This window comes from Neobacillus sedimentimangrovi (assembly GCF_010614825.1).
In the GTDB taxonomy this organism is placed as follows: Bacteria; Bacillota; Bacilli; order Bacillales; family Cytobacillaceae; genus Neobacillus; species Neobacillus thermocopriae.
In genome coordinates, this window is sequence record NZ_JAAFZF010000006.1 from 15,740 (window position 1) to 40,804 (window position 25,065).

A 25,065-nucleotide genomic window follows, 5' to 3' on the forward strand; every position below is an offset into this window, starting at 1 on the left:
TTTCAGTGTTTTCCCAGAAATATGTCGGAAAATGTACTCAATGCTAAAGAAGTAGAGAAAGTTCAAGAGGAAATCATTTGTAGAGAAACGATGACACGAGGAAAAACAAGTTAGCAACATTTGTAGGCAACCAAAAATAAACTTTTTAGTCTAAAAAAATGACGCCCTCCATAGGCGTCTAAAGTAAATCTCAACCAAAATGTTCATTTATTTTTTCTAGCAAGTACGGCACAGAACGAAATGCATAGAGCGTATCAGTTACTTCTCCTCCACGGATGAACAATAAACAGGGGACACTTTCAATTCCAAAGTCCATCGCCAAATCAGGATAAAAATTCAAATTCATTTTACCCATATCAATACGAGCTATTTCCTTAATTACCTCAAGCATTTTTCCTGCTAATTGGCAGGTGCCGCACATTGGCGTATAAAAATAAAGCAATCCATTCCCTCCATTTTCAAGGAAGGAGGTCAAATCATTTCGGTTCCATTCATTCATATAGCCCTTATCCCATCTCTAAATACTCAGTATGGACATCGATATTGGCGCTCAGTAGTACTGTGGCTAAATGGTGCACAGGAGCGGTAGCCACCTCTCGATACATCCTATCTATATATAAATGCTCTGCATTTGGAAATTCACGCTTAAATAGCTTCCGAAGCTTTTCACCTGCTTCGTCGGCATCGACAAGAATATATACATCCTTGTCTTCAAGGAATTCAATCCATTCATCAAGCTTACTGTGACTAATGGTTCCATTCGTACATATAATTTCAAGTGGTTCCTTGACAATATTTTTCACTTTGTTTTTATCCGATTTTCCTTCAACGATCAATACTTTGTCAACATACAAATCTTTCATCATCCATCACCCGAGATAGAAATCTGTTTTATGTTAACATATTCCAAATTCCAATACGTGTGCTCTAATTAATTATGTTAACTATATCATTATTAGTAGTATTAACAATAGGTATTTGCTCATGAATGATGAAAAAATTCTCTCATTTGCACCATCCACTATTATTGTAGACTAATATTCCTTTCCACCGATTTTATGTTAAGATTCCCTATAATTGCATTAGAAATAGTGGAAATTTTATGCAAAAAAGCACCCTCAAAAGGTGCTTTTTCCCCAAAATTAATCTTCTTTAATCATTTCTTCATATTGTTCAGCTGTTAAAAGTTCGTCTAATTCACCACTGTTTGAAGGTTCCACGACAATCATCCATGCCTTTTCATATGGTGATTCGTTAACAAATTCAGGGCTATCGCTTAATTCTTCGTTAATTTCCACTACCTTACCGCTGACAGGAGCATAAAGTTCAGAAACGGTTTTTACAGATTCTACACTTCCAAATGGTTCGTTGACCGTTACTTCATCGCCGACTTCTGGAAGTTCAACGAAAACAATATCCCCTAACTCAGATTGAGCAAAATCCGTAATTCCAATACGAATCTTTCCATCTTCTACTCTTACCCATTCATGTTCTTTTGAATAACGTAATTCTTTTGGTACGCTCATTGCTTAAATCCCTCCATGTATGTTTGTCGAAAAAAATTTATCATCGAAATAATTCGATTTCACAGGAATAAATGGAAGCAGGCTTTTATTTAAGCCACATTTTTTCATACTCTTCTTCTTTAAAACCAACAGTAACATGTTCACCATCTGTTAACAGAGGCCTTTTAATTAACATGCCATCTGACGCCAACAAATCCAATAATTCATCCTCCGTTGCGGTTTTCAGACGATCTTTAACACCGAGTTCACGATATTTCTGCCCGCTAGTGTTAAAAAACTTCTTTAATTCCAGTCCGCTTTTATGATATAAATCCACTAATTCCTCACGGGAAGGAGGATTTTCGACAATATGTACTGTCTCATATGCAAGGTTATGTTCATCCAGCCATTTCTTTGCTTTACGGCAAGTCCCGCATTTCGGATACCAGTAAAAAGTTAGAGACATCCATGATCACCGCCTATTCAAATTCACTGCCATTTTACCATAAGGCCTTTGAAAAACCTAATAGATGACAATATGCGATTTTCAGCCATCGGATAAATTCGACATCATTTGTAGATTTTCCTCCTTCATAAAAAAATATTTTCCATTCTATTCAGAAAAGCGGAACGCCCCTGGGCAGCGGCCAGTAGTGCGAGGCATAAACTACCGTAGCCTTCCTGTGGTGCTCTCCTACTGAAATAATTAATGTTGAATTATCCAGAAAGAGGCAAAGCTTCTAGACGGAAATCATATCGACACCTCTGCTTTGCAATGCACAGATACAGCGACAAACTACAAAAAATTCGCTACAATGAAGGGCTTACAACACGAAGCCATCAATGTTCGTAAAGGGATCTATACAAAGAAAGGAATTTACCATATTCAAAACGTTAACGGGTATCATACTCGTTTGAAAAAGTGGATGAATCGATTTCAAGGTTTAGCAACCAAATACCTTGATAATTACCTTTTTTGGCATCGTATTCTTGAATTGAATAAGAAAATGCCGGTGTAAAGGGAATGCTTCTTTGTTCTTGCCAACGAGTGAACTTTACAACTGTTGCATCCATAAGAGCATAAAAAGGGGCTGTCCGGAAAGTGGTATTTCAGCCGAAATCTTTATAAAAGCAAAACCCAAGAATGCTGTTAAATCAACATTCTTGGGTTTTTAATTTGGGTTCATTTTTCTCTTAAATGGACTTTTTAGACAGCCCCTTGTCGGAACTTATAAACATAAATTTTTTCTGCAAAAAAACTGACAATTAAACCAATCATTAAAGGAATCAAAGAACTGCTTGTAATGTAGAAGCCGTTTAAATTATCTATATATTTGTGATGAAACATTAACAACGGAATGGTAAATATATGCCCTACTAAATAAAGAAGCCCTGTTGTTAAAACAAGTGTCGTCAAAACAATCATAAATCTTTTCATTTTCTCATCTCCTAAATAAAATTTTAACAAAATCTACATTTTTTGTTAATAATATAAATTTTATTTTGCTTTTAGCAACAATCTTTTAGAAAAAAGCCTAAAATAAAAAAGCTTCCCTCATTTATGAAGGAAGCCCAAATTTATCGTTACACTACATAACGCTCAGCTTCGATTAGAACATCAGCCGCTTCACGCTTTTTCGCAATGACGTTCACTGGAGTGTGACGAGTTAACTTGCGAAGCATGGATAGCATCATGCGTAACATATCACCTTCTTCAACAGCAATAAGTGTTTCTTTGGCACTCGCTTCGATTTCATTAAATGCCTCTTGGCAGAAGATTTGTGTATAAAGAACCTTTTGTTTATGCTTATCAGCACCGTCTTTTTTAATGGCCTTTTCCGTGCGTAATACGACAGATTCCATTGCATAGACATTAGACACGACGTCAGCAATGTTTGCAAGGATTTCTTGCTCTTTTTCAAGGGCTTTGCCATATTTCTGAGCGGCCAATCCAACTAAGAGAAGCGCCATTTTCTTCGCATTTTTCAACAAATATTTTTCTTGAGCAAGTAGCTCATTGCCTGGTTCTTCCGGCATTAACATCATGACTTCTTCTTGAAGGGTTATAGCCTTTTGGAATAATGGTAGATCTCCTTTCATTGCCTTTTTCACCAAGGTTCCAGGAACGAGCAGGCGGTTGATTTCATTTGTTCCTTCAAAAATGCGGTTGATGCGGGCATCCCGATAAGCTCTTTCAATTGGATATTCCTGCATATATCCGTATCCCCCGTGGATTTGCACTCCTTCATCAACGACATAAGATAGAACTTCACTTGCAAAAAATTTATTGACCGAGCATTCCACCGCATACTCAGCAATGGCACTTGCTAGTTTCTTAATATCTTTTACTTCTTCTGCAGAAAGCTTGCCTTGATTATTTTCATATAAACCTACAGTTCGATAAACAGAGCTTTCAGCCGCATATATTTTCGAAGCCATCGTACCGTATTTCTCTTTCGTTAAATTGAACTGAGAAATTGGTGTATTAAACTGTTTGCGTCCATTTGCATATTGCACGGTCATATCAAATGCTTTTTTCGCTCCTCCGATAGCGCCTACAGCCAATTTATAACGACCAATGTTTAAAATGTTAAAGGCAATCACATGACCTCTTCCAGGTTCACCTAATAGATTTTCTACCGGTACAGACACATCCTCCAAAATAAGCGTTCGAGTGGAGGAAGATTTAATTCCCATTTTCTTTTCTTCCGCCCCAGTTGAAACGCCTGGAAAATCTCTTTCAACGATAAAAGCAGAGAAGTGCTCTCCATCAATTTTGGCATATACGACAAAAACATCTGCAAAACCGGCGTTCGTAATCCATTGCTTTTCACCATTTAGAATATAATGAGTGCCAGCCGCATTAAGTTTAGCTGTTGTTTTTGCCCCAAGAGCATCGGATCCCGAGCCTGGCTCCGTTAAAGCGTAAGCAGCAATTTTTTCTCCGGAAGCGAGAGCCGGAAGATACTTTTTCTTTTGCTCTTCATTTCCAAATAAAACAATTGGGAGAGAGCCGATTCCCACGTGCGCTCCATAAGAAAGGGAGAATCCGCCAGCACCAGCCATTTTCTCAGTAATGACAGAGGAAGTGATCTTATCTAAGCCAAGTCCTTCATATTCTTCAGGGATATCGACGGCTAACAAGCCCAGTTCCCCCATTTTCTTTAACAGTTTAACCGTGCGATCAAATTCATGGTTCTCCAAATGCTCAAGTTGTGGGAGTACTTCTTTTTCAACAAAGTCTTCCGCTGTTTGTGCAATCATTAAATGCTCATCTGAAAAATCTTCCGGTGTAAAAATATCTTCATAAGAAAGATCATCAATTAAAAAGCTCCCGCCCTTTACAACCTTTTTTATTTCAGTCATGTAAAATTCCTCCTAAATTAGTTTGAAAGCTGCCACTTAAGTCAGCAGTGTTCTTTTTAAAGCAGTTCAAATACGCCTGCAGCACCCATGCCTCCGCCGATACACATCGTTACAACACCGAACTGTTTTTGTCTGCGTTTTAATTCATTTATTAGTGTTAATGTAAGCTTTGCTCCTGTACAACCAAGCGGGTGTCCAAGGGCAATGGCTCCACCGTTTACGTTCACTTTCTCTTCATCTAGACCAAGTTCCCGGATGACCTGAATGGACTGTGAAGCAAAAGCTTCATTCAACTCGAATAAGTCGATGTCAGACAATTCAAGTCCCGCAAGCTTCAGCGCTTTTGGTACAGCCACGACAGGACCGACACCCATAATTTCAGGTGGTACACCGCCTACTGCAAATGACTTAAATTTAGCAAGCGGCTTTAAGCCAAGTGCTTCTGCCTTTTTTCGCTCCATAATCATGACAGCGGCTGCCCCGTCACTTGTTTGAGAAGCATTCCCTGCGGTTACAGAGCCATTAATCGAGAATGCTGGGCGAAGCTTTGCCAAAGTTTCCAAATTTGTATCTGGACGAACCCCTTCATCCTGAGTAAATTGAAAGGTTTTTTCCACCAACTTATTGTCCTTTCCGACGGAGCGAATCGTTACATCCACCGGTACAATTTCATCGACAAATTTGCCTTCCTGAATCGCTTTATGGGCACGTTGATGACTTCTAACCGCAAAGGCATCCTGCTCTTCACGTGTAATGCCGTATTTTTTTGCCACCTCTTCAGCTGTATGCCCCATGCCCATGTAATATTCCGAAGCCTTTTCTACAAGTTTCACGTTTGGCCGAATCACATGTCCTCCCATTGGTAGCATGCTCATGGATTCCACCCCACCCGCAATAGCCGTATCCGTATGACCGAGCATGATGGATTGAGCTGCATAAGCAATTGCTTGCAATCCCGATGAACAGAATCGATTGACTGTGATGGCTGGCACAGTGTGCGGAAGACCAGCTAATGCCCCAATATTTCTTGCCACGTTCATTCCTTGCTCTGCCTCTGGTGTCGCACAGCCTATGATTAAATCATCAATATTTCCTTCGTAGTTTCCGGCACGTTTCAATGTTTCTTTAACTACTAATGCTCCCAAATCATCCGGACGAACCTGGGCGAGCGATCCTTTTTTGGCTTTACCAACCGGGGTTCTCGCTCCAGCTACGATTACCGCTTCTCTCATTTCGTTCCCTCTCTTTCTCTTATATTTAAAAAATATGAATCTATTTTTTTATAAGAAGAGAAACCCTCCGTTAATCTTAATTTCTTAATGGTTTACCCTTCACAAGCATGTGCTGCATGCGCTGCTGTGTTTTTGGTTCCTTAATTAAGCTTAAGAATGCTTCCCTTTCAAGTTCCAATAAATATTCTTCATCCACTTCGGTTCCGAATGGGACTTTGCCACCAGCAATGACATAAGCGATCTTCTTCGCAATTTTCATGTCATGCTCAGATATATGACCAGATAGTTTCATTGCTTCAGCACCTAACAATAAAGTGGCATAACCAGTTTCTCCAACAACGGGTACCTTTTTCTTAACTCTTGGTTTATACCCTTTTTCATGTAAAGCAAGGACGGCCTGCTTTGCATCATATAATAAATGGTCACTATTTATGCTGATTCCATCAGAATGGCTTAAGAAATTATATTCTCGAGCTTCCTCACCTGAAGTGGAAACCTTAGCAGTGGCAATTAATTCAAATACTTTATTGGCAACCTGCTGTAGGTCAAACGGAACACCGTTTGGCATCATTTCTAAGTGCTTGATGTAAAGTTCTTTGTTACCGCCGCCACCTGGCAATAAGCCTACACCGACTTCCACAAGACCCATATACGTTTCAATAGATGCTTGAATATGGGCTGCTGGCAAGCATACCTCTGCACCGCCACCAAGAGTCATGCCAAATGGCGCTGCAACAATTGGTTTAGAGCTGTATTTTACTTTTAATAGTGCCTTATGAAGCATGCGGATAACTAAGTCAAGCTCATCATAGTTTTCATCCTGTGCTTCCATTAGCATCATGGCAAGGTTAGCTCCAACACAGAAGTTTTTGCCTTGATTCCCGATGACAAGCCCTTTGTAATTTTTCTCCACTTCATCTACAGCGAAATTAAGCATTTGAATGGTATCCAGCCCCAGCGCATTGTTTGGTGAGTGGAATTCTAATAAAGCTACACCGTCTCCGATATCGATCAAGCTGGCTCCGCTGTTCTTTTTGATTACACCTTTTTGTTTTTTGATTTTCTTGAGGTCAATCACTTTAGGATTGAACTCAACGAGCTTATATTCTCCGTTATGATAAAAGTAAAGTTCATTATTTTCTTCTTTGTAGAATGATGTATGCCCATTATCGAGCATTTCCGTTACCCAGGATGGGATTTCCATACCTGCTTCCTTCATTTTTTGAACCGATTTTTTAACACCAATGGCATCCCATGCTTCAAATGGGCCGTGCTCCCAGCCAAAGCCCCATTTCATCGCGCGGTCAATGGATACGATATCATCAGCAATTTCCCCCAATAGTTTTGCAGCATATAAGAATACTTGTGAAAATGTATGCCATAAAAATTGACCAGCACGGTCATTTGCATAAACAAGCGCTTTCAATTTGTTCGCTGTTCCTTTTTCCTGTTTAGCAAGCTCGATGGATGGTGCAGACAGTTTTTTACGTGGGCCATATTCTAATGTATTTGGATCGATTTCAAGAATTTCGTTCCCTTTCTTTAAGAAAAATCCTTGACCAGACTTGCTACCTAGCCAGCCATTTTCAACCATTTTCTTCATAAAGGCCGGTACTTCGAAAACTTCCTTCTCTTTTCCTTCTACTTTTTCATACACATTGCCAGCTACATGAACAAACGTATCCAATCCGACTACATCCAACGTCCGGAACGTTGCACTCTTAGCCCTTCCAATTAACGGTCCAGTAATCGAATCAACTTCCCCCACACTATATCCGCCCTTCAGCATTTCTCTTACTGTAACAAGAAGGCCGTATGTCCCAATTCGGTTGGCAATAAAATTAGGGGTATCTTTTGCCACAACCACACCTTTCCCTAATACATCTTCCCCAAATGTTTTCATGAAAGAGAGAACCTCTGGATCGGTATATGGTGTCGGGATAATTTCCAACAATTTTAGATAGCGCGGTGGGTTAAAGAAATGTGTTCCAAGAAAATGTTTTTTAAAGTCTTCTGAACGGCCTTCCACCATAGCTTCAACGGAAATTCCGGATGTATTAGAGCTGACAATGCTGCCAGGTTTTCGGTATTGGTCAACCATTTCAAAAACCTGCTTTTTCACATTTAAATTTTCAACCACGACCTCGATAATCCAGTCAACATCCTTTAACTTTCCTAGGTCGTCTTCCAAGTTTCCAGCTTCAATCAAATCGATATTCTTCTTAGATGTCAGGGGTGCCGGTTTTTGTTTCAATAATTTTTGAATGTTATTCGTTACAATCCGATTACGTACTTGTTTGTCATTTAATGTAAGTCCTTTTCCTTCTTCTTCCTTCGTTAATTCACGCGGCACAATGTCCAGTAACAGCGTTGGAATTCCGATATTCACTAGATGGGCAGCAATACCTGATCCCATTACTCCGGAACCCAGGACAGCTGCTTTTTTGATTAAATAACTCAACATTGTCTCCCCCTTCAACTTTGAATGAATACTCATTCATTTTTTTATGAAAAAAAATTTCTCTTGCATTAAATAATTCGCTCATATTAACTATAAAATATTTAGAAAAATTACGCAATTAAAAATCGTTAAAAATTAAAATTTTTTTGAAAATAAACTGCACCTTAAATATGATAATTTTCTCTACCTAGGGGAATCTATTGACGAGGTGATGAAAATGGCTAAAATGAAAAAAAATCCATCAAAAGCAGGCGTAAGTGCAGCTAGTGTCAGAGGAAATGCTGGTCCAGGCCGCGAAGCAAGCGGAGTGGATAAGCAGAACAGCCAAAATAATCAATATAAGAGATAATAATAAAAAAGGTGCCCAGTAATTGTGCTATTTGGGCACCTTTTTTGATGAATGAATGAGGACTAGGAAGCTTTACTCTTTTATTTTTTCATTGACTCTCGATGTTTTTCGTTCAGCAGTTTAATTTCATTGATGATTTCTTTCATTTCTGCCCGCGCATTTGGGTAGAGTGCACTCCAGTGATTTACTAGTTGTGGCATTGATTTGGCAATATGTGTGTATATTGCCCAGGCCTTTACCTTTTCTTTTATTTCCTCATCCGTGGTTCCAACCAATAGTTCACTATATTTTTCAAGTAAGGCCTCGAACTGCTCCGCAAATATTTTCTTTTCCATTGATACACCTTCCATCCTTACCGAGATAAGTACATGGACAAGTTTTACAGCGCTTGGTGCTGCCACTAAGCTGATAAGTAAAGCAGCAGGTTTTTCTCAATCTGACTTTTTCACCATTGGCCATGTACACCTTTTCTGTGTAATATTTTTGCAGTGGATTTTCATGGCAATCCCCGAACAAAGCCCCTTCCGCTTCAAAAATTAAATATTGAAAATCGTCCAAGACTTGTTCATATCTACTATCCTTTAATTCCTTTTCATAGAGCCAAAATAAATATACTGCAATATTTTCCCATAAAATCAGTTTGGAAATCCTAAATGTTTTTTCCAACATGGAAAGGATTGGATCAATGTTATTAGCAAAAAGGTCTTTTAACACCTTTTTCCGCCAGTCAGCCCGGCTCAAAGCAGTGGCTTCCCACTCTTCTACAGTTAAATCTTTTAAACGAATGGATGGTAGCCAGTTATTTCCTTGTTTCGTCGTTTCCATCCATAGTGTATCCAGACTGACATTCAGTTTTTTGTTCCAAACAGACATGGCATAAAGAGCCATTACAGCTACAAAAGCATATCGTTTCACAAAAATCGATGCAGCCACTTTATCGGATGGAGCACCAATCACTTTTGCTAGGTTCCCCATAAATTTTTTTAAAAGAACTTCATCAAGGAGATTGGTAATGGCATATGATTGTTCCAACTGCGGATTGAAACGATATTTTTGTAACAACAACATCTCCTTTTCAGTAAGTTGTTTAGCCATGGACAGCTGCCGCCTTATTGAGAATACATCTCCCTTTTCCATAAGGGATACATAGCGGAGTTCCAAATAGCGGGTCCATTGTTACTTCACAGTCCATGTCAAATACATTTTTCACAAGACTACAATTGATGACATGTTCCGGTTTCCCTTGAGCATAAACTTTTTGATCCTTGATCGCCACAATATTATGAGCATAGCGACAAGCTAGGTTCAAATCGTGGAGTACCATGATGACGGTCCGCTTATTCTTTTCATTTAACTCAAAGAGTAAATCGAGAATTTCAATTTGATGTGTCAAATCCAAATAGGTTGTTGGTTCATCCAATAAAAGGATGTCCGTATCCTGGGCTAATGTCATCGCAATCCATGCCCGTTGGCGTTGGCCTCCAGACAAAGAATCAACCGGTCTTTCCTTTAACTCCTCCAGGCGGGTCGCCTTGAGGGCATCATTCACTTTTTTCTCATCTTCCTCCGACCATTGACGGAGCCATGACTGATAAGGATAACGTCCTTGCTTGACAAGCTGCATAACCGTTAATCCTTCCGGGGCTGATGGGGATTGTGGCAAAATAGCCATCTTTTTGGCAACTTCCTTTGTGGATAGTTTGGCAATTGCTTTACCTTCCAACAGGACAGAACCGGAGTTTGGCTTTAATAAGCGGGCAATAGAACGCAGTAAGGTAGATTTTCCACAGCCATTCGCACCAATAAAAACGGTAATCTCGCCCTTTGGAATTTTCAAATCAAGCTCATTGATGATTAGTGTATCCCCATAGGATATCGTTAAATTTTTCGTTTCAATCGCATTTGGCATCACAGCCAACTCCTTTGTTAAGCATTCCTAGTTTTAAAAAGCAAATAAATAAAATAAGGTGCTCCAATACCGGCGGTAAATACACCGGCAGGAACCTCAAGCGGTGAAAACAATGTTCGTCCGACCAAATCAGCGAGCATCACAAGAATCCCGCCAATTAACGCTGATGCAGGAAGCAATGCCCCAAATGATGAACCGACCAATCTTCTTGCCATATGCGGTGCCATTAAACCTACAAAGCCAATCGCACCTGCAAACGCGACAGATATCCCAATTAATGCGGTACTTAACATTAATAAAAGAAAACGATGTTTCTGAACCTTATCTCCCAAACCAGTCGCTACTTCATCTCCAAGTTCTTGAAGATTGAGCAACTTAGCAGCAGCAATTGCAATAACGAAGAAAATTACTGCCCAAGGGACAAGTATGGATACATTTTTCCAATTTGATCCGTACACGGTTCCAGTAATCCAAATATTTGCTTGGCTAGCCTGATATACTGGACCGGTCACCATTAAAAGGGTCGTTAAAGCTTGCATGAGAGCAGAGATGCCAATTCCAATCAACACCAATCTGATTGGGGAAACCCCGTTTTTCCAAGCTAGTAAGTATACTAATAAACCAACTACACAAGCCCCGATAAAGGCGGCTAAAGGGAGCCAGGCAATACTGACTGTTAAGGAATGATTTTTATCGCTGAAAAGACTTAAGAATCCTACAACACAAACGGCCGCCCCTCCGGTGATTCCCAGTACATCAGGAGAAGCTAGCGGATTTCGAATCATTCCTTGTAAGATTCCTCCGGCAACCGCTAATGAAATTCCCACCATTAATGCGACAATTATTCTTGGCAAACGGAATGAATGGATCACCAATGTCTCCATTTCCGGACCTGCTCCGAATAAAACCTTAACTACTGTTAGTGGATCAATTTTCATTTCTCCGGAACCGGTGCTGATGACAAAAACAGCAAATGTGATGACAAAAAGAATAAAACAAATAAATGCCGCTTTACGGTCGGCTAATAATGATAGCTTACCTTTAAAAAGTCGAAAATTCCTATATCTACTCATCGTCGTGCATTGAACCCCCTTCTTGCTATGTAAATAAAGAATGGGGTTCCAATAATGGCAGTCATAACCCCTACAGGAATCTCTGACGGCATTAATATATATCTGGCTGCAATATCGGCAGCTAATAACAGAATGGCACCGATAACACCGGCATATGGGATAACCCAACGATGGTCAATACCGGTAATAGATCTAGTAATGTGTGGGACCACCATTCCGACAAAACCAATTGGCCCTGCAACTGCTACAGATGCCCCAGCCAATAAAACCACTAATATTCCGATGGAGATTTTGACAAGTCCAGTATTTAAACCTAATCCCTTAGCTACATCTTCCCCCATCGCAAGAACATTCATTTTTCCAGATATCAATAGCGCCCCAAGCCATCCAATGCCCATGTACGGTAGGACAGCAACAAGTGTCTCCAACTTCCGTCCCGAAACTGACCCTGCCAGCCAAAACAATACTTGGTCAAGCAACGCTTCATCGAGCACGAGCAGAGCCTGAGTAAAGGAAGAGAACATCGCTGAAATGGCTGCACCAGCTAATGTCAACTTTATTGGTGTCAACCCTTCACGTCCAATGGACCCAATGACATAAACACTTATTGCTGCTACCGTGGCCCCTAGGAAGGCAAGAGCGTTAAATCCTTGCATATTATGAACAGAAAATAAGGTCATTGCTGTAACGACAGCCAGACCGGCACCTGCATTAATCCCAAAAATCCCTGGAGAAGCCAATGGATTCTTCGTTAATGTCTGCATGAGAACGCCGGCAATCGCTAGGCTTGCCCCAACAGCAGCCGCAATGAATGCTCGAGGAATTCGAACAGTTTGAATAATGATATGTTCATTGGAGCCATTATAATGAGTAAAACTATCGATGGCCAGCCGCCAGCTTGTGTCCGTATAGCCGTAAATGACACTTGCACACATAAAGCCAATTAATAAGAAAATCGCCGCCACCAAGCCTAGCCATTTCATTAAAGTACTTTTTAGCAACATCTTTTTAGAAGCCTTTCTATTTTTGTATCAGTTTCATGTATCATGCATGATCAACGAGTTTGATAATCATTTTCAATTATACCATAATCATGTTTAGAAAAAAATTACTGAAAATCATTTTCAATAAAATATTGACATAAGGGTGTCTATCATTTTATGATAGAGTTGTTATTGAAAATGATTATCATTAACAGTTACTTAAGGGGGCAACATACATAATGAAAGCTTTCAAAACAGTTTTGACTCTTCTATCTGTTATGGCTGTATTTTTATTAGCGGCCTGTGGTGGCGGTAACAAAGAAAACGCTGACAAAACAGAGTCGAAAAAAACAGAAGATAAACCTTATACCATTGAACATGCAATGGGTAAAACGGAAATCAAAGGTACACCAAAAAAGGTGGTTGTTCTTACAAACGAAGGTACAGAAGCATTATTAGCACTAGGAATTAAACCAGTTGGTGCCGTGCAGTCTTGGCTTGGTGATCCATGGTATGACCATATTACCAAGGATATGAAAGGCGTTGAAGTAGTTGGAACAGAAAGTGAAATTAATGTTGAGAAAATCGCAACATTAAAGCCTGACTTAATCATCGGGAACAAGCTACGTCAAGAAAAGATATACAATCAACTAAGTGCCATTGCACCAACAGTTTTCTCTGAAACCCTTCGTGGCGATTGGCAAGAAAACTTTAAGTTATATGCAAAAGCGGTAAACCTTGAAGAAAAAGGCAACCAAGTATTAGACGATTTCAATAAGCATATTGCTGATGTAAAAGAAAAACTTGGTGATAAAGTCAATAAAGAAGTTTCAGTTGTTCGTTTTATGGCTGGTAAAACTCGAATTTATTATACCGATTCTTTCTCTGGTGTGATATTTAACCAATTAGGCTTCAAACGTGCCGCTCAGCAAGAAGAGCTGTTCACTCCAGATAATAAGCTTGGAAATTTGGCTGTTGAAGTTGGTAAAGAAGTAATTCCAAAAATGGATGCAGATTACATCTTTTATTTCACCTATGCGCCACAAGGTGATCAAGCAGCATTAGATACAGCAAAAGAATGGACAAATGATCCATTATGGAAAAATTTAAATGCAGTTAAGAGCGGAAATGCCTTTGAAGTAAGTGATGCGATTTGGAATACTGCAGGTGGCGTTCTAGCTGCAAACTTAATGCTTGATGACATTGAAGAAAAATTAACTAAGTAATAACCTCCCCAAGGTTAATATATTAAGAAAAAAGCGAGGCTGCCATGACCTCGCTTTTTTCTATTTATTAAATCTTGTCTAAACACAAAAAGCGGCTAACTTGCCGCTTTTTTTGCGATAAATTATGCCGTTGTCGAAAACATGTACTTCTTATAATGATATCGAATCGAAAAGATTAATCCGAGAGCAAACATATTTCCCATTAATGCACTGCCCCCATAACTAATGAACGGCAGAGGAATACCGGTGATTGGCAGAACTCCAATGGTCATCCCGATATTTTGAAAAACATGGAATGTGATCATGCTGATTACTCCGACACAAATGTAAGAGTAAAATTGATTCTTCGTTTCCATTGCGACTTTAATAATATGGTAAATCAATAAGAAAAATAAACTGATTAGGACACTCGCCCCGATAAAACCAAATTCCTCACCAACGACACTAAATATAAAGTCTGTGTGGCTTTCCGGCAAATAAACTTCACGATTGCCATATCCTTTCCCGCCTGTTTGACCGGAGCCAATAGCAAGCAGTGATTTGGTTAAATGGTAACCAGCTGAACTTTGATAGTTATAAGGGTCCAGCCAGGAATATATTCGTCCAAACTGGTACTGCTTTACCCCTAAGTATTTTTCAAGTATTTCGGGTTTCCATAATACAAAATAGAAAATAGTACCAATACAGGCAATACCAAACGAAAAAATCGGAACTAGTATTTTCCAGGATATCCCTGAAATAAAAATCATTCCTAATAAAATCGCCAGGAAAACGAGTGATGTTCCAAGGTCTGGCTGCTGCATGACGAGCATCAACGGAACCATGGTCACAACCCCAAGCTTTATTAATAGCCAAAAATCTGACTGTACGGTTTTGTTAGGATTCTTCTGATGATGATCGTCAATCACCCTTGATAGAGCAAGGATAATAAAAATTTTCACAAACTCAGATGGTTGCAGTGAACCCATGCCAGGGACTTTAAACCAGCTTTTCGCCCCGTTAATGACCGGAGCGATACTTGATGGTGCTACAATCAAAAACGCAAGCAGAAAAATTCCGAAGCCATACATGTACCAAGTCAGCTTACGCAACTGATCGGAATCTAATTGCATCACAGCCGCAATAATTCCGCCTCCAACCACATACCATACGATTTGCTTAACTAAAAAGTTTTCATTATACTGCCCGCTGGCTTGTGCACTATAAATGGCGATACAGCTAGACAAGAACAATAATAACAATATGAAAACTAAACTATAATCCAACTTGGAAGTTGTGTACTTATTTGAAGTCATGTTGAAGTCTCCTTAACAAAGAACTAGTACATTCCTTCATTATATTTTTAAAAAGCTCAAATCACAACTTCTAAGTGCAGATGGATTTTTTTACATATCGTCTAAAAATAGAGGCGCTGGATTTCGCCCGCCATCCAGTTTAAATTATTCGGTACTTGCGGTAGACCGTATCCAATATACAATGGGGTTGTAATAAATCGCGGTACCACTTTTGCATATATTTTGGAAAAGTAATGATAGAAAAAAATATTATAGCTCGTCGCCCTAAATGGGAAATGATGTAAAATGTAGTGGGCGGCAATTTGCATATATTCCGAAAAACGTTCCTTATAACCTGAATCATCCATTTCCATATTCAATTCGTAAAAACCAACACGTGGTTTTGTAGAGAGTGAAAAGCGCACCCCATCTTCTTCTGCTAGAACGATTCCTTCAAACATTTCATAGTTCACTTGATCCCTATAATCAATATCATACAAACCAACAATTTGCATATGCGGATGGGAAAGGGTTCCACCAGATAGTGGGCCATGATTTTTGAAAAAAATAACAGACTTATAGTTACCACTATCCTCCATTTCTAGCCAATGCCTCATCCCAAATTGAATCAGCCTATGTAGATGTTCTTTTGAATAAGTAGACAGTTCCGCATGGCAATCATCCGTTTCGATCAAAACCGTTTGATAGGCATTTTCTAATACAGGGTATTTATTTTTCAAAAGAATAATTGGACCATCGACCTCAATCAGATCAGTGAGTTCCTCTCTTGCACAAAATGGACATGCCTGTTGTTTGTTCCGATAATTTTCCGGCTTTTTAACCCCAATGGCTGTATTGAAGTGTAGATGTTTACTTTCCAATCCTTTTTTCCCCTCTCCAAAAGCTATACTTCTATTTTATGGGAGGAAATACGAGCTTTGCACATATTTTGATTAGCCTTTCATTTTTTCAATCGCCAAGCTTCATGAAATATATCCCCTCAGCATAACTATATATTGTACAGGCTTTAGGAATAAAATAGAATGCGAGGAGTACTATGTTATCAAAACTAGAAGCATTTATTCTTGGAATGATTCAGGGGTTAACTGAATTTCTCCCTATTTCAAGTACGGGACATCTATACTTGGGAAGAAATTTATTTGGATTGCAAGAAGCAGGGCTCCTGCTTGATACCATGCTCCACATCGGAACTTTGCTAGCAGTCTTTGTCTATTATAAGGAAGAATTCATCAAGATCATTAAGAACCCTTTTAGCAAATTAACGTTTTTACTGATTGTTGGTACCATTCCTGCTGTTGTCATAGGACTAGTAACGAAAGACTATATTGAAGAAGTGTCAAAAACGGGCATCACGATTGGCTGGGAGTTTTTGCTTACCGGGTTATTTCTGTGGATGGCGGATACGGCTAAAAACGGCTACAAAAAAATGGACGACATTAGCTACAAGGACGCCTTCATCATCGGTACATTTCAAGCAGCGGCCATACTGCCAGCGATCTCTCGTTCCGGAATGACCATTGTTGCTGCACTTTGGCGCAAATTAGACCGAGAAACAGCAGCCTATTTCTCTTTCTTGTTATCTACACCCGCAATAGCCGGAGCCATTGTCCTACAAACAAAAGATTTGCTGAGCGACGGCGGTGAGCAAATTTCCCTATCGACTTTGCTAGTCGCTATCCTCTCCTCCGCTTTCTTTGGTTATGTGGCCGTTAAATGGATGATTGGCTTTTTAAAAAATCACTCACTTAAACCATTTGCTTATTATGTGTGGGCATTAGGATTCCTCATCTTATTCTTTCAGTTTACAGGAAAATTCTGAAATACAAATTTAACCTTACTTAAGTATCATAGTAGACCAGTAATTTCTTTCATGCTATTGCTTTATCCTTCCTATCCGAATGCACGTTTGTGCAGCAGTTCCTATCCATATAGGAACTGACTTTTTATTTCATTGTCTTAAAGTTTTCCGAACGCTAAAATAGGATTTAAAAATGGATTTTAGGAGGGCTTATCATGAAATACGCCATTATTACCGGAGCGTCAAAAGGCCTTGGAGCATCCATTGCAAAGCGCCTCATTGACGAGCAAATTGCACTTGTAACGGTATCCCGCACAGAAAATGAAGAGCTCAGGAAGTATGCTCAAGCAAATAATATCTTTTACCAACATCACTTCTGCAATCTTTCCAACGACGAAGAAATTCAAGAAGTGTTTATGGAAATCGCACATTCTATTTTTCAAAAGAATCCTGAGGAAATCCTTCTCTTTAACAATGCAGGCGTAATTGAGCCTATACATACAGTCGGCAGCCTGGATCAAACACCTATTATTCGAAACATTCAGGTCAATTTAATTGCTCCTATGCTCATTACCAATTTATTTCTCCAAAAAGCCAAGCTTACGAATACATCCGTTCAAGTCATAAATGTGACTTCCGGTGCAGCAACACGTCCTATTCATGGTTGGAGCATATATTGCAGTTCAAAGGCAGGACTTAATATGTTCACACAAACAGTTGCCATGGAACAAGCAGAAATGAAGACGAACAATAAAATTATGGCTTTTAGCCCCGGGGTTATGGATACAGAAATGCAGGAAATCATCCGCACCTCATCAAAAGAGGCATTTATAGAAATTGATAAATTTAAAGAATATAAGAATAAAAATATACTAAAGCATCCAGATGTAGTTGCAGGAGCATTAGTGGATCTAGTTCTGAGCGGCAATTATGAAAGCGGGAAAGTTTATCATATCAAGGATTTATTAAAATAATAGAACATCGGTTTATTCGATAGTAAAAAATTATTCCAGAATCATAGTCTTAAAGAGTTCCATAAAAAAATCCTTATCGAGATCGATAAGGATTTTTTATTATTTAATCAGCATTTTTCTTGATTTGGTCGGTCAATTCTTCAATACTTTGTTTAACATTGCCTTTACCGGAATAGTTTTCGATGAGTTCTTTCACATCAATGCCACTGGAAGCTTTTAAAGATTCTTGCAGGGTAGTCATTAAGTTTGTCGCATAGCTGGTGATTTTATTGGCTCCTCCGTTTTCCCCAGAACTTCCTGTGTCCACGACCGTAATTTTATCAATATTAGAGAGTGGACTAGCCACTTGCTTCGCATATTCAGGAAGCATTTTGATAATCATGTCGAGAATCGCAGCCTGACCAAATTGTTCGAACGCTTCGGCAATTTTTTGCTTAGCTTCCGCTTCAGCCAAACCTTTCATGCGGATAATTTCTGCTTCAGTTAACCCCTGAGCCTTTTGTGCTTCAGCCTTCGCAAGACCATCAATACGAACCCGCTCGGCTTCTGCCTTAGCCATTGCTTCAATCCGATATTTATTTGCCTCTGCTTCAGCAATTTGCTTCGCCTTTTCCGCAGCTGCTGCCTGCTCAACAGCATAGCGGTCGGCATCGGCTTTCTTTTTAACTTCAGAATCGTATTGTCTTTCACGGCGAAGAATCTCTTTTTCTTCTAGTTCAATTTGTTTCTGTCTTTCAATAATCTTGATTTGCATTTCTTGCTCAGTAACTTCCTGCTTTGCTTTTGCACTTTCTAAATCATAAGCCATATCCGCACGAGCCTTGGCAATATCTTGTTCACGGCGAAATTCCGCTATTTTCAACTGGTTAATTTTTTCTGCTTCAGCAATTTCCGTTGCGCGCTCCAACTCAGATCGTTTCGCTTCCTTATCAGCTTCTGCCTTTTTAATCCGTGTTTCTTTTTCCGCTTCTGCTGTGGCAATATCTGCATCTCGTTTGACTTGAGCAATCCGCGGTTTACCCAATGCTTCAAGGTAACCATTCTTATCACGTACATCTTTAATTGTAAATGACACAATCACAAGTCCCATTTTGGCAAGATCTTGAGAAGCTACGCGTTGGACCTCTTGCGAGAATTTATCACGGTTTTTATAGATTTCTTCCACGGTCATCGAACCTAAAATGGAACGAAGATGACCTTCCAAAACTTCTCTCGCTTCATTTTCCCGTTCTTCCTTTGCCTTGCCAAGAAATTGTTCAGCCGCTGTAGCAATTTCGCTAATGGATCCGCCAATTTTAATAATCGCGACCCCATCGGCCATGACTGGTACTCCCTGTTCCGTATATACTTCAGGCGTCGTCACTTCTAGTTTACTAGATAATAGACTTAAAGGTTCTGCCTGTTGGAACACCGGCAAAATAAATGTACCTCCACCACGGATGATTTTGATCTTATTGCCCGATTCGTCAACATGCACATTCTTAGAACCTAGGAAACTTCCTGTAACAATTAATGCCTCGTCTGGGCCAGCCGTTCTGTACTTTGTAATAAATACGCCAATTAATGCGATTAATAATAGTACAACAATCCCAATAATAATCCATACAAAACTCATCTAATGACCTCCTATTCTTTTTTTATATAAAACTTTCTATTTCCTGATGAACGGTTACTTCTAGGACACCATCTTTCACCTGAACAACTAGCACCTTCGTACCATTTGGTACAGCCTTCCCATCAAAGCTGACAGCCGGTTTGGCGATTCTACCACTAGCATTCTCAATCATGACTTCTCCATAACCATCCGCAGGAATGGGAGTAATAACGGTACCAATCCGTCCTCTCAAGTCAGACTCTTTATATACAAGAGATTCCTCGGCAGACGATAGCGGCACGAGTACAAACACATTTAATAAAGTAACAAGTATAAATGCGATAACTGCTGATATTCCCAGAATAAGTAAAGAATGGAGGGATGAAAGCCGTTCAAACAAATAACCGCTCGCAGAAAGTATGGTGATGAATGCAAAAATGAGAACTGGATTTAGAAAGGGCAGTCCATCTCCAGGTGCATCAAAATGAAACACATCTGCAAATAGAACATATAAAACGGTTAGTACTCCTGAAATAATGAGACCATACAGATAGATCGTAACTAAAGAAATGCCAAAAAGTTCCATGGGCATCATTCCTTTCCATTAAGATGGAAACAAGAAAGGCATTTGTGCTAAGGGACATTGATGGCAAGAAACTTAAACATCGGAGCATCCATCCTTTCTTTAAGATTATGTATGGTATTTAATACGGATCAAAAAGGAAAAAGTTTCAAACTTCACGGTATTTTTAACCATTATTGTAAGACTATATAAAATGACTCTGTTGTAATACTATTAAAGTACTATAGATAAAAACACTTCACACAAATTGTTTGGAGTGAAAATGGACTTAAGGGTAACCATCTATATTTTTATGTTCGGTTCCTTCTCGAAAGACCATTATTCCAATAAATGAAACTTTACAGTCATTAAGAACGTATATGTATTAGGAAAAATTTTCAAGAAAGGAGATTTTTGTATGCCTACTTGTCAAAATTGCGGTAAAAAATGGTCTTGGATTGATTCCTTAAAGAAATTAGTAACATTCCGTAAAAGTTTGAAATGTCATCATTGCGGAAAAATCCAATACCAAAGTACTTCTTCCAGAAATATAACTTCCTTATTTACCTTACTTCCAATTATCACGATTCCATTTTCTATCATGTTTCATTTATCTTTAACTTCTGTGATATTATTAGAACTTGCTTTCATACTCGGGGTTCTATTTGTTATGCCATTGTTCTTAAAATTATCTAATATAGAAGAACCGTTATGGTGAAGATGGAGACTGTGAATCTTGTATATTTCTTTTTTCTCTACTATTAACATAGCCATTTCTAATAGTTATTGGAAAAAGAAAAAGTGCCCCAGCCTATGGCTAAAGCACTTATTGTATCATATTCAAGAACTTCCGAGTTCGTTCCTCTTTCGGGTTGGTGAAAATTTCTTCCGGCTTGTTTCGCTCGACAATGACTCCTTGGTCCATGAAAATAATTTCGTCTGCGACATCCCGAGCGAAGCGCATTTCATGGGTAACCACAATCATCGTCATTCCTTCTTGAGCAAGGTCCTTCATAACTTTAAGCACCTCACCGACAAGCTCAGGATCGAGCGCTGAAGTCGGTTCATCAAATAGCAGTACTTCTGGTTCCATTGCCAAAGCTCTTGCAATTCCCACACGCTGCTGTTGGCCGCCCGATAACTGGGATGGGTAATAATTCATTTTATCACCAAGCCCGACTTTTTCCAGCAATGCTTGCGCTTTTTTCCTTGCTGTTTCTTTTTCCACGCCCTTTACAATGATTGGCCCTTCCATTACATTTTCCAAAGCCGTTTTATGAGGGAACAAATTATAGTTTTGAAATACCATCCCTGTCAGACGGCGAAAGGAGGCAATACTTTTTTTCGAAACGGATTTTGAAAAATCAAGACTATTCCCTGCAATAGAAATAATGCCTTTTGTTGGTGTCTCCAGCACATTTAAGCAGCGGAGCATCGTTGTTTTTCCTGAACCAGATGGTCCAATGATAACTACAACCTTCCCTTTATCTACCTCAAGGTCCATTCCCTTTAATACTTCCAACTTCCCAAATTGCTTATATAACCCTTTGATCGAAATCATCCTATTTCTCCTTTCCTAAGACACATACCGATCCAATCTACTTTCCATGTATTGCTGCAAAATGGATAGGAAAAAGCAGATGATCCAGTAGATAAGTGCAGCTTCGGAATAAACCAGTAGGAATTCGTAATTTCTTGATGCGATTTCCTGCGCACGGCGGAACATTTCGGTTACAAGCACAAGGGATGCAAGGGAAGTATCTTTTACAAGGCTAATAAAAGAGTTAGACAAAGGAGGAATCGATACTCTTGCAGCTTGTGGCAGAATAATTCTTTTTAAAGCTTGTGTATAAGTCATACCAATCGAAAATGCAGCTTCCCACTGTCCTTTTGGAATAGAAAGAATCGCTGCGCGAATAATTTCCGATGCGTATGCCCCAACACTAAGAGAAAAACCAATCACTGCAGAAACAAACGGATCAAGCGTTACTCCCAAGTTCGGAAGCCCATAAAAAATAATAAATAATTGCACGAGTAAAGGAGTACCGCGAATGATCGAAACATAGACTCTAGCAATGCCCTGCAATATTTTCACATGGGAAATACGAGCTAATGCTGTTAATATGGCTAAAATCAATCCGATTATAAATGATAAAATGGTAAGTGGAATCGTATACAAAAGAGCTCCCTCCAGCATTGGCTGAAGGGAACTAACAGCTATTTCCAACCATCTTTCTGCTTTTTCCGGATCAGTAAAAATACTATTTAAGTACATCTTCACCAAACCATTTCTCAGAAATTTTTGTGTATGTGCCGTCTTCAATCATATCTTTTAACGCCTTGTTTACAGCGTCCACAAGCGTGTCACTATTCTTTCTAAACATAAAGCCGCTTTTTGAAGCATCTTCACTTTCATCAACAATTTTAATCGGCGCATCAGGTTTTTGTTTTGTATAATCCAAGTAAGCAATATTATCATTGATCGTTACATCTACCCGTTTAGATGCAAGGAGCTCCACTGCCTGTTGGAAACCTTCCACCCCAACTAGATTCGCACCATATTCTTTTGCAATATCTGCATAGTTACTTGTTAGAGACTGAGCAGAATTTAATCCTTTAATATCCTCAAATGATTTTACTTTATTATTATCCTTATGCGTAATTAGAACGGCTTTTGAAGTGATATAAGGATCAGAGAAATCATATTTTTCCTGACGATCAGGGCGAATTCCGACTTGGTTAGCAATCATGTCAAAACGTTTGGAGTCCAATCCAGCAAACATGGCATCCCATTGCGTTTCCTTGAATTCAGCTTTCACACCAAGTCGTTTAGCAACTTCTTCAGCTAGTTCCACATCAAATCCCGTTAATTTTCCACTTGAATCATGATAGGTGAACGGAGGATATGTACCTTCTGTTCCGATTAATATTTTTCCTTCTTTCTTAATTTTAGCAAGTAAATCGGCATTTTCAGCCGTCTTTTTGTCCTTACCATTCTCTTCTTTGTCCTTATCATTTTGGCCGCATGCTGTTAAAACCAGCATAAAACTAAATAACAAAGCCAATAGTACGGATAATTTTTTCAAAACTTATACCTCCTAAATCCGATTTTTTTACTATGATTTTATAATCATATTACATCCCTTTTCTAGTGTCAAAAGAAAAATTTCATAATTATTTTCCCCTATATAATAAAAAAAAACCTATCAGCGTCTGATAGGTAAAATTTTTTCTATGCGGCTTTTTGTCCTTTTGTTACAGAACTTTTCTTTTTCAATAATGGTTTGATAAAAATGATCCCACTTGCCAATAAAATCATTCCATAACTAAACGTTTTAATATCTGCCGTACCTGCCACAATGACCCAAATAGAATAAATGGTTGCTAATAATCCAATTATTCCGTCACTAATTCGGGATGACAAGTCTTTGTATGTTTCACCTGTTAGCACTAATTTTAATTGGTAAACAGATGAAATAAGATATGGCACTAAATAGGCCAACGTGGCAATGATAATGACAAAGTCAAAAGCATCTGAAATTGAATTCGAAACGGTAGAAAAAATTAATACTTGTGCTAAACCATTAGAAATATTAAGTGAAAATATTGGCATGCCTTTTTTGTTTTCTTTTTGGAAAACTGGCAGAAATAATCCTTGCTTCGTTGCTTGATAAGGCACTTCAGCACTTAACATGATCCAGCCAATCGTTGAGCCAAAAAGGCTGATTAACCCAAGGACCGCTAAAATTTGTCCGCCTATTGGGCCTATTACCGTTTCAATGGCATCAATTAAAGGTTTTTCTGAGTGAATGAGTGTTTTTTGATCAAGAATTCCCATCACAAGGACACTAATTCCAACATAAATACCTAAAGCAATAAATAAACCAAGGATAGTTGCCTTTTTTACATCTGTTTGTTTTCTAGCACGAGAGGCAAACACCATCGCAGATTCAACACCAATGAAGGCCCATAGTGTGATAACAGCTGCATTCTTCAATTGAGACATTAAACCAATGGATTGTCCTGCTTCGTCAAATCTCGGTGCAGTCATCGGAAGAATGTTCGATTTATCAAAAGCGAATAAACCGATGACAATAAATAGAGCAAAGCCAGCTACTTTTGCAGCAGTAACCGCCACATTCAGCTTTCCTGCTTCTTCCATTCCACGAACGATAATGAAGTGGACACCCCACAGTAGAACAGAACAAACGATAAAGGTTAAACCATTTCCAACCTTAAGCGTAAAGCCGCCTACTGAAAACCATTCCGCTTCACTTGTTAAAATCGGGAAAAAGGTGGATAAATAACTTGCAAACGTGGTAATCGTGGCTACATTTCCAGCTACACTTCCAATCCAATAGCCCCAAGTAGACATAAAGCCGGAAAATATTGAGGCTTTAGAATTTGCAGGAAAAAGTTCTTTTGCATAAATTTGCGGGCCGCCAGTTAAGCTTGGCTTACGAACAGCTAGGTTACCAAATACAAGTGCTGTCATTAAAACACCAAATCCAGTAAACAGCCATGCAAAGAGCACTCCAGCCGGGCTGGCTGCTTCTGATAGAGAACTCGGAAGCATAAAGATGCCAGAACCTACCATATTTCCAACAACTAGTGCTGTTAATACCCAAAATCCAAGTTTATATGAACTGCTCAAGATGTTCGCTCCTCTCGATGTATACGTGTTTAATAATGCATATTTATGAATAATACTTTATAATCATAAATTGGACTTACTTAT

General features: G+C 39.0%; 26 protein-coding genes and 1 pseudogene. 6 read left to right on the top strand and 21 right to left on the bottom strand.

Annotation, left to right across the window (positions count from 1 at the left end):
* Positions 1-190: 190 nt before the first annotated feature.
* The 4 genes from GZA11_RS03980 to GZA11_RS03995 all read right to left on the bottom strand — a co-directional run bounded on the left by GZA11_RS03980 (position 191) and on the right by GZA11_RS03995 (position 1,971).
* Positions 191-499, bottom strand: coding sequence for a thioredoxin family protein (locus GZA11_RS03980; protein WP_163182960.1), 309 nt, complete (start codon positions 497-499; stop codon positions 191-193).
* A 7-nt stretch (positions 500-506) separates the two neighbouring features.
* Positions 507-863, bottom strand: coding sequence for a toprim domain-containing protein (locus GZA11_RS03985; RefSeq protein WP_081905079.1), 357 nt, complete (start codon positions 861-863; stop codon positions 507-509).
* Positions 864-1,142: 279 nt separating this feature from the next.
* Positions 1,143-1,526 carry a glycine cleavage system protein GcvH gene (gene gcvH, locus GZA11_RS03990; protein WP_038537122.1) on the bottom strand — a complete coding sequence of 128 codons (384 nt, stop codon included), beginning with the start codon at positions 1,524-1,526 and terminating at the stop codon, positions 1,143-1,145.
* Positions 1,527-1,611: 85 nt separating this feature from the next.
* A complete protein-coding gene (locus GZA11_RS03995; RefSeq protein WP_038537126.1) occupies positions 1,612-1,971 on the bottom strand; it encodes an arsenate reductase family protein in 360 nt (119 codons plus the stop codon).
* 280 nt (positions 1,972-2,251) lie between these two features.
* On the opposite strand from GZA11_RS03995, the pseudogene GZA11_RS04000 reads away from it, so the two are divergent.
* Positions 2,252-2,589 (top strand): annotated as a pseudogene (locus GZA11_RS04000) (IS1595 family transposase); the annotation flags it as partial.
* Between the two features lie 123 nt (positions 2,590-2,712).
* Here GZA11_RS04000 and GZA11_RS04005 read toward each other — a convergent pair.
* The 4 genes from GZA11_RS04005 to GZA11_RS04020 all read right to left on the bottom strand — a co-directional run bounded on the left by GZA11_RS04005 (position 2,713) and on the right by GZA11_RS04020 (position 8,564).
* A complete protein-coding gene (locus tag GZA11_RS04005; RefSeq protein WP_038537127.1) occupies positions 2,713-2,943 on the bottom strand; it encodes a hypothetical protein in 231 nt (76 codons plus the stop codon).
* 146 nt (positions 2,944-3,089) lie between these two features.
* Positions 3,090-4,871, bottom strand: a complete 1,782-nt coding sequence (locus GZA11_RS04010) for an acyl-CoA dehydrogenase family protein (protein ID WP_038537130.1) — start codon at positions 4,869-4,871, stop codon at positions 3,090-3,092.
* 56 nt (positions 4,872-4,927) lie between these two features.
* Positions 4,928-6,103: an acetyl-CoA C-acetyltransferase gene (locus GZA11_RS04015; protein WP_038537133.1), complete on the bottom strand. Its 1,176-nt coding sequence runs from the start codon at positions 6,101-6,103 to the stop codon at positions 4,928-4,930.
* A gap of 76 nt (positions 6,104-6,179) precedes the next feature.
* On the bottom strand, positions 6,180-8,564 hold the full coding sequence (locus GZA11_RS04020) for a 3-hydroxyacyl-CoA dehydrogenase/enoyl-CoA hydratase family protein (RefSeq protein ID WP_268926748.1): 2,385 nt from the start codon (positions 8,562-8,564) through the stop codon (positions 6,180-6,182).
* Between the two features lie 217 nt (positions 8,565-8,781).
* Here GZA11_RS04020 and GZA11_RS04025 point away from each other — a divergent pair, with 217 nt between their 5' ends.
* Positions 8,782-8,913, top strand: coding sequence for a YuzL family protein (locus tag GZA11_RS04025; RefSeq protein ID WP_081905080.1), 132 nt, complete (start codon positions 8,782-8,784; stop codon positions 8,911-8,913).
* Between the two features lie 80 nt (positions 8,914-8,993).
* Here GZA11_RS04025 and GZA11_RS04030 read toward each other — a convergent pair whose 3' ends face one another.
* From GZA11_RS04030 to GZA11_RS04050, 5 genes are read right to left on the bottom strand one after another with little or no spacing between them, the layout of a single operon-like run.
* Positions 8,994-9,248: a DUF2573 family protein gene (locus GZA11_RS04030; protein ID WP_163182963.1), complete on the bottom strand. Its 255-nt coding sequence runs from the start codon at positions 9,246-9,248 to the stop codon at positions 8,994-8,996.
* Positions 9,205-10,008, bottom strand: coding sequence for a siderophore-iron reductase FhuF (fhuF, locus tag GZA11_RS04035; protein WP_163182966.1), 804 nt, complete (start codon positions 10,006-10,008; stop codon positions 9,205-9,207). Before fhuF ends, GZA11_RS04030 begins: the two co-directional genes overlap by 44 nt.
* Complete coding sequence (locus tag GZA11_RS04040) at positions 10,001-10,822, bottom strand: ABC transporter ATP-binding protein (protein WP_038537142.1); 822 nt, start codon at positions 10,820-10,822, stop codon at positions 10,001-10,003. The genes fhuF and GZA11_RS04040 overlap by 8 nt, the downstream gene beginning before the upstream one ends.
* Positions 10,823-10,839: 17 nt before the next feature.
* Complete coding sequence (locus tag GZA11_RS04045; RefSeq protein WP_163182968.1) at positions 10,840-11,895, bottom strand: FecCD family ABC transporter permease; 1,056 nt, start codon at positions 11,893-11,895, stop codon at positions 10,840-10,842.
* Positions 11,892-12,899, bottom strand: coding sequence for a FecCD family ABC transporter permease (locus GZA11_RS04050; protein ID WP_163182970.1), 1,008 nt, complete (start codon positions 12,897-12,899; stop codon positions 11,892-11,894). The genes GZA11_RS04045 and GZA11_RS04050 overlap by 4 nt, the downstream gene beginning before the upstream one ends.
* Before the next feature lie 218 nt (positions 12,900-13,117).
* Here GZA11_RS04050 and GZA11_RS04055 point away from each other — a divergent pair, with 218 nt between their 5' ends.
* Entirely contained in the window at positions 13,118-14,104 is a 987-nt protein-coding gene (locus GZA11_RS04055; protein ID WP_163182972.1) for an ABC transporter substrate-binding protein, read from the top strand.
* Between the two features lie 122 nt (positions 14,105-14,226).
* Here the strand turns inward: GZA11_RS04055 and rodA are convergent, their stop codons facing one another.
* Together rodA and GZA11_RS04065 are read right to left on the bottom strand one after the other, a co-directional pair.
* Positions 14,227-15,399, bottom strand: coding sequence for a rod shape-determining protein RodA (gene rodA, locus GZA11_RS04060; RefSeq protein ID WP_038537154.1), 1,173 nt, complete (start codon positions 15,397-15,399; stop codon positions 14,227-14,229).
* 101 nt (positions 15,400-15,500) lie between these two features.
* Positions 15,501-16,259 (bottom strand): DUF4931 domain-containing protein, encoded by a 759-nt coding sequence (locus tag GZA11_RS04065; protein ID WP_038537157.1) that lies wholly within the window; start codon positions 16,257-16,259, stop codon positions 15,501-15,503.
* A gap of 176 nt (positions 16,260-16,435) precedes the next feature.
* Between GZA11_RS04065 and GZA11_RS04070 the strand changes: the two genes are divergently transcribed.
* Both GZA11_RS04070 and GZA11_RS04075 read left to right on the top strand, forming a co-directional pair.
* Positions 16,436-17,218: an undecaprenyl-diphosphate phosphatase gene (locus GZA11_RS04070; RefSeq protein WP_163182974.1), complete on the top strand. Its 783-nt coding sequence runs from the start codon at positions 16,436-16,438 to the stop codon at positions 17,216-17,218.
* A gap of 194 nt (positions 17,219-17,412) precedes the next feature.
* Entirely contained in the window at positions 17,413-18,171 is a 759-nt protein-coding gene (locus GZA11_RS04075; RefSeq protein ID WP_163182975.1) for a (S)-benzoin forming benzil reductase, read from the top strand.
* A 103-nt stretch (positions 18,172-18,274) separates the two neighbouring features.
* On the opposite strand, the gene GZA11_RS04080 is transcribed toward GZA11_RS04075, so the two are convergent.
* On the bottom strand, positions 18,275-19,786 hold the full coding sequence (locus GZA11_RS04080) for a flotillin family protein (RefSeq protein WP_163182977.1): 1,512 nt from the start codon (positions 19,784-19,786) through the stop codon (positions 18,275-18,277).
* A gap of 22 nt (positions 19,787-19,808) precedes the next feature.
* A complete protein-coding gene (locus GZA11_RS04085; RefSeq protein ID WP_163182979.1) occupies positions 19,809-20,351 on the bottom strand; it encodes an NfeD family protein in 543 nt (180 codons plus the stop codon).
* A gap of 394 nt (positions 20,352-20,745) precedes the next feature.
* Between GZA11_RS04085 and GZA11_RS04090 the strand changes: the two genes are divergently transcribed.
* Positions 20,746-21,045, top strand: coding sequence for a TIGR04104 family putative zinc finger protein (locus GZA11_RS04090; RefSeq protein ID WP_163182981.1), 300 nt, complete (start codon positions 20,746-20,748; stop codon positions 21,043-21,045).
* 108 nt (positions 21,046-21,153) lie between these two features.
* On the opposite strand, the gene GZA11_RS04095 is transcribed toward GZA11_RS04090, so the two are convergent.
* The 4 genes from GZA11_RS04095 to GZA11_RS04110 all read right to left on the bottom strand — a co-directional run bounded on the left by GZA11_RS04095 (position 21,154) and on the right by GZA11_RS04110 (position 24,981).
* A complete protein-coding gene (locus tag GZA11_RS04095) occupies positions 21,154-21,888 on the bottom strand; it encodes an amino acid ABC transporter ATP-binding protein (RefSeq protein WP_163182982.1) in 735 nt (244 codons plus the stop codon).
* A gap of 15 nt (positions 21,889-21,903) precedes the next feature.
* Positions 21,904-22,602, bottom strand: a complete 699-nt coding sequence (locus tag GZA11_RS04100) for an amino acid ABC transporter permease (protein ID WP_038537176.1) — start codon at positions 22,600-22,602, stop codon at positions 21,904-21,906.
* Entirely contained in the window at positions 22,589-23,413 is an 825-nt protein-coding gene (locus GZA11_RS04105; RefSeq protein WP_269153245.1) for an amino acid ABC transporter substrate-binding protein, read from the bottom strand. Before GZA11_RS04105 ends, GZA11_RS04100 begins: the two co-directional genes overlap by 14 nt.
* A 146-nt stretch (positions 23,414-23,559) precedes the next feature.
* On the bottom strand, positions 23,560-24,981 hold the full coding sequence (locus GZA11_RS04110; RefSeq protein ID WP_163182984.1) for an amino acid permease: 1,422 nt from the start codon (positions 24,979-24,981) through the stop codon (positions 23,560-23,562).
* Positions 24,982-25,065: the final 84 nt, after the last annotated feature.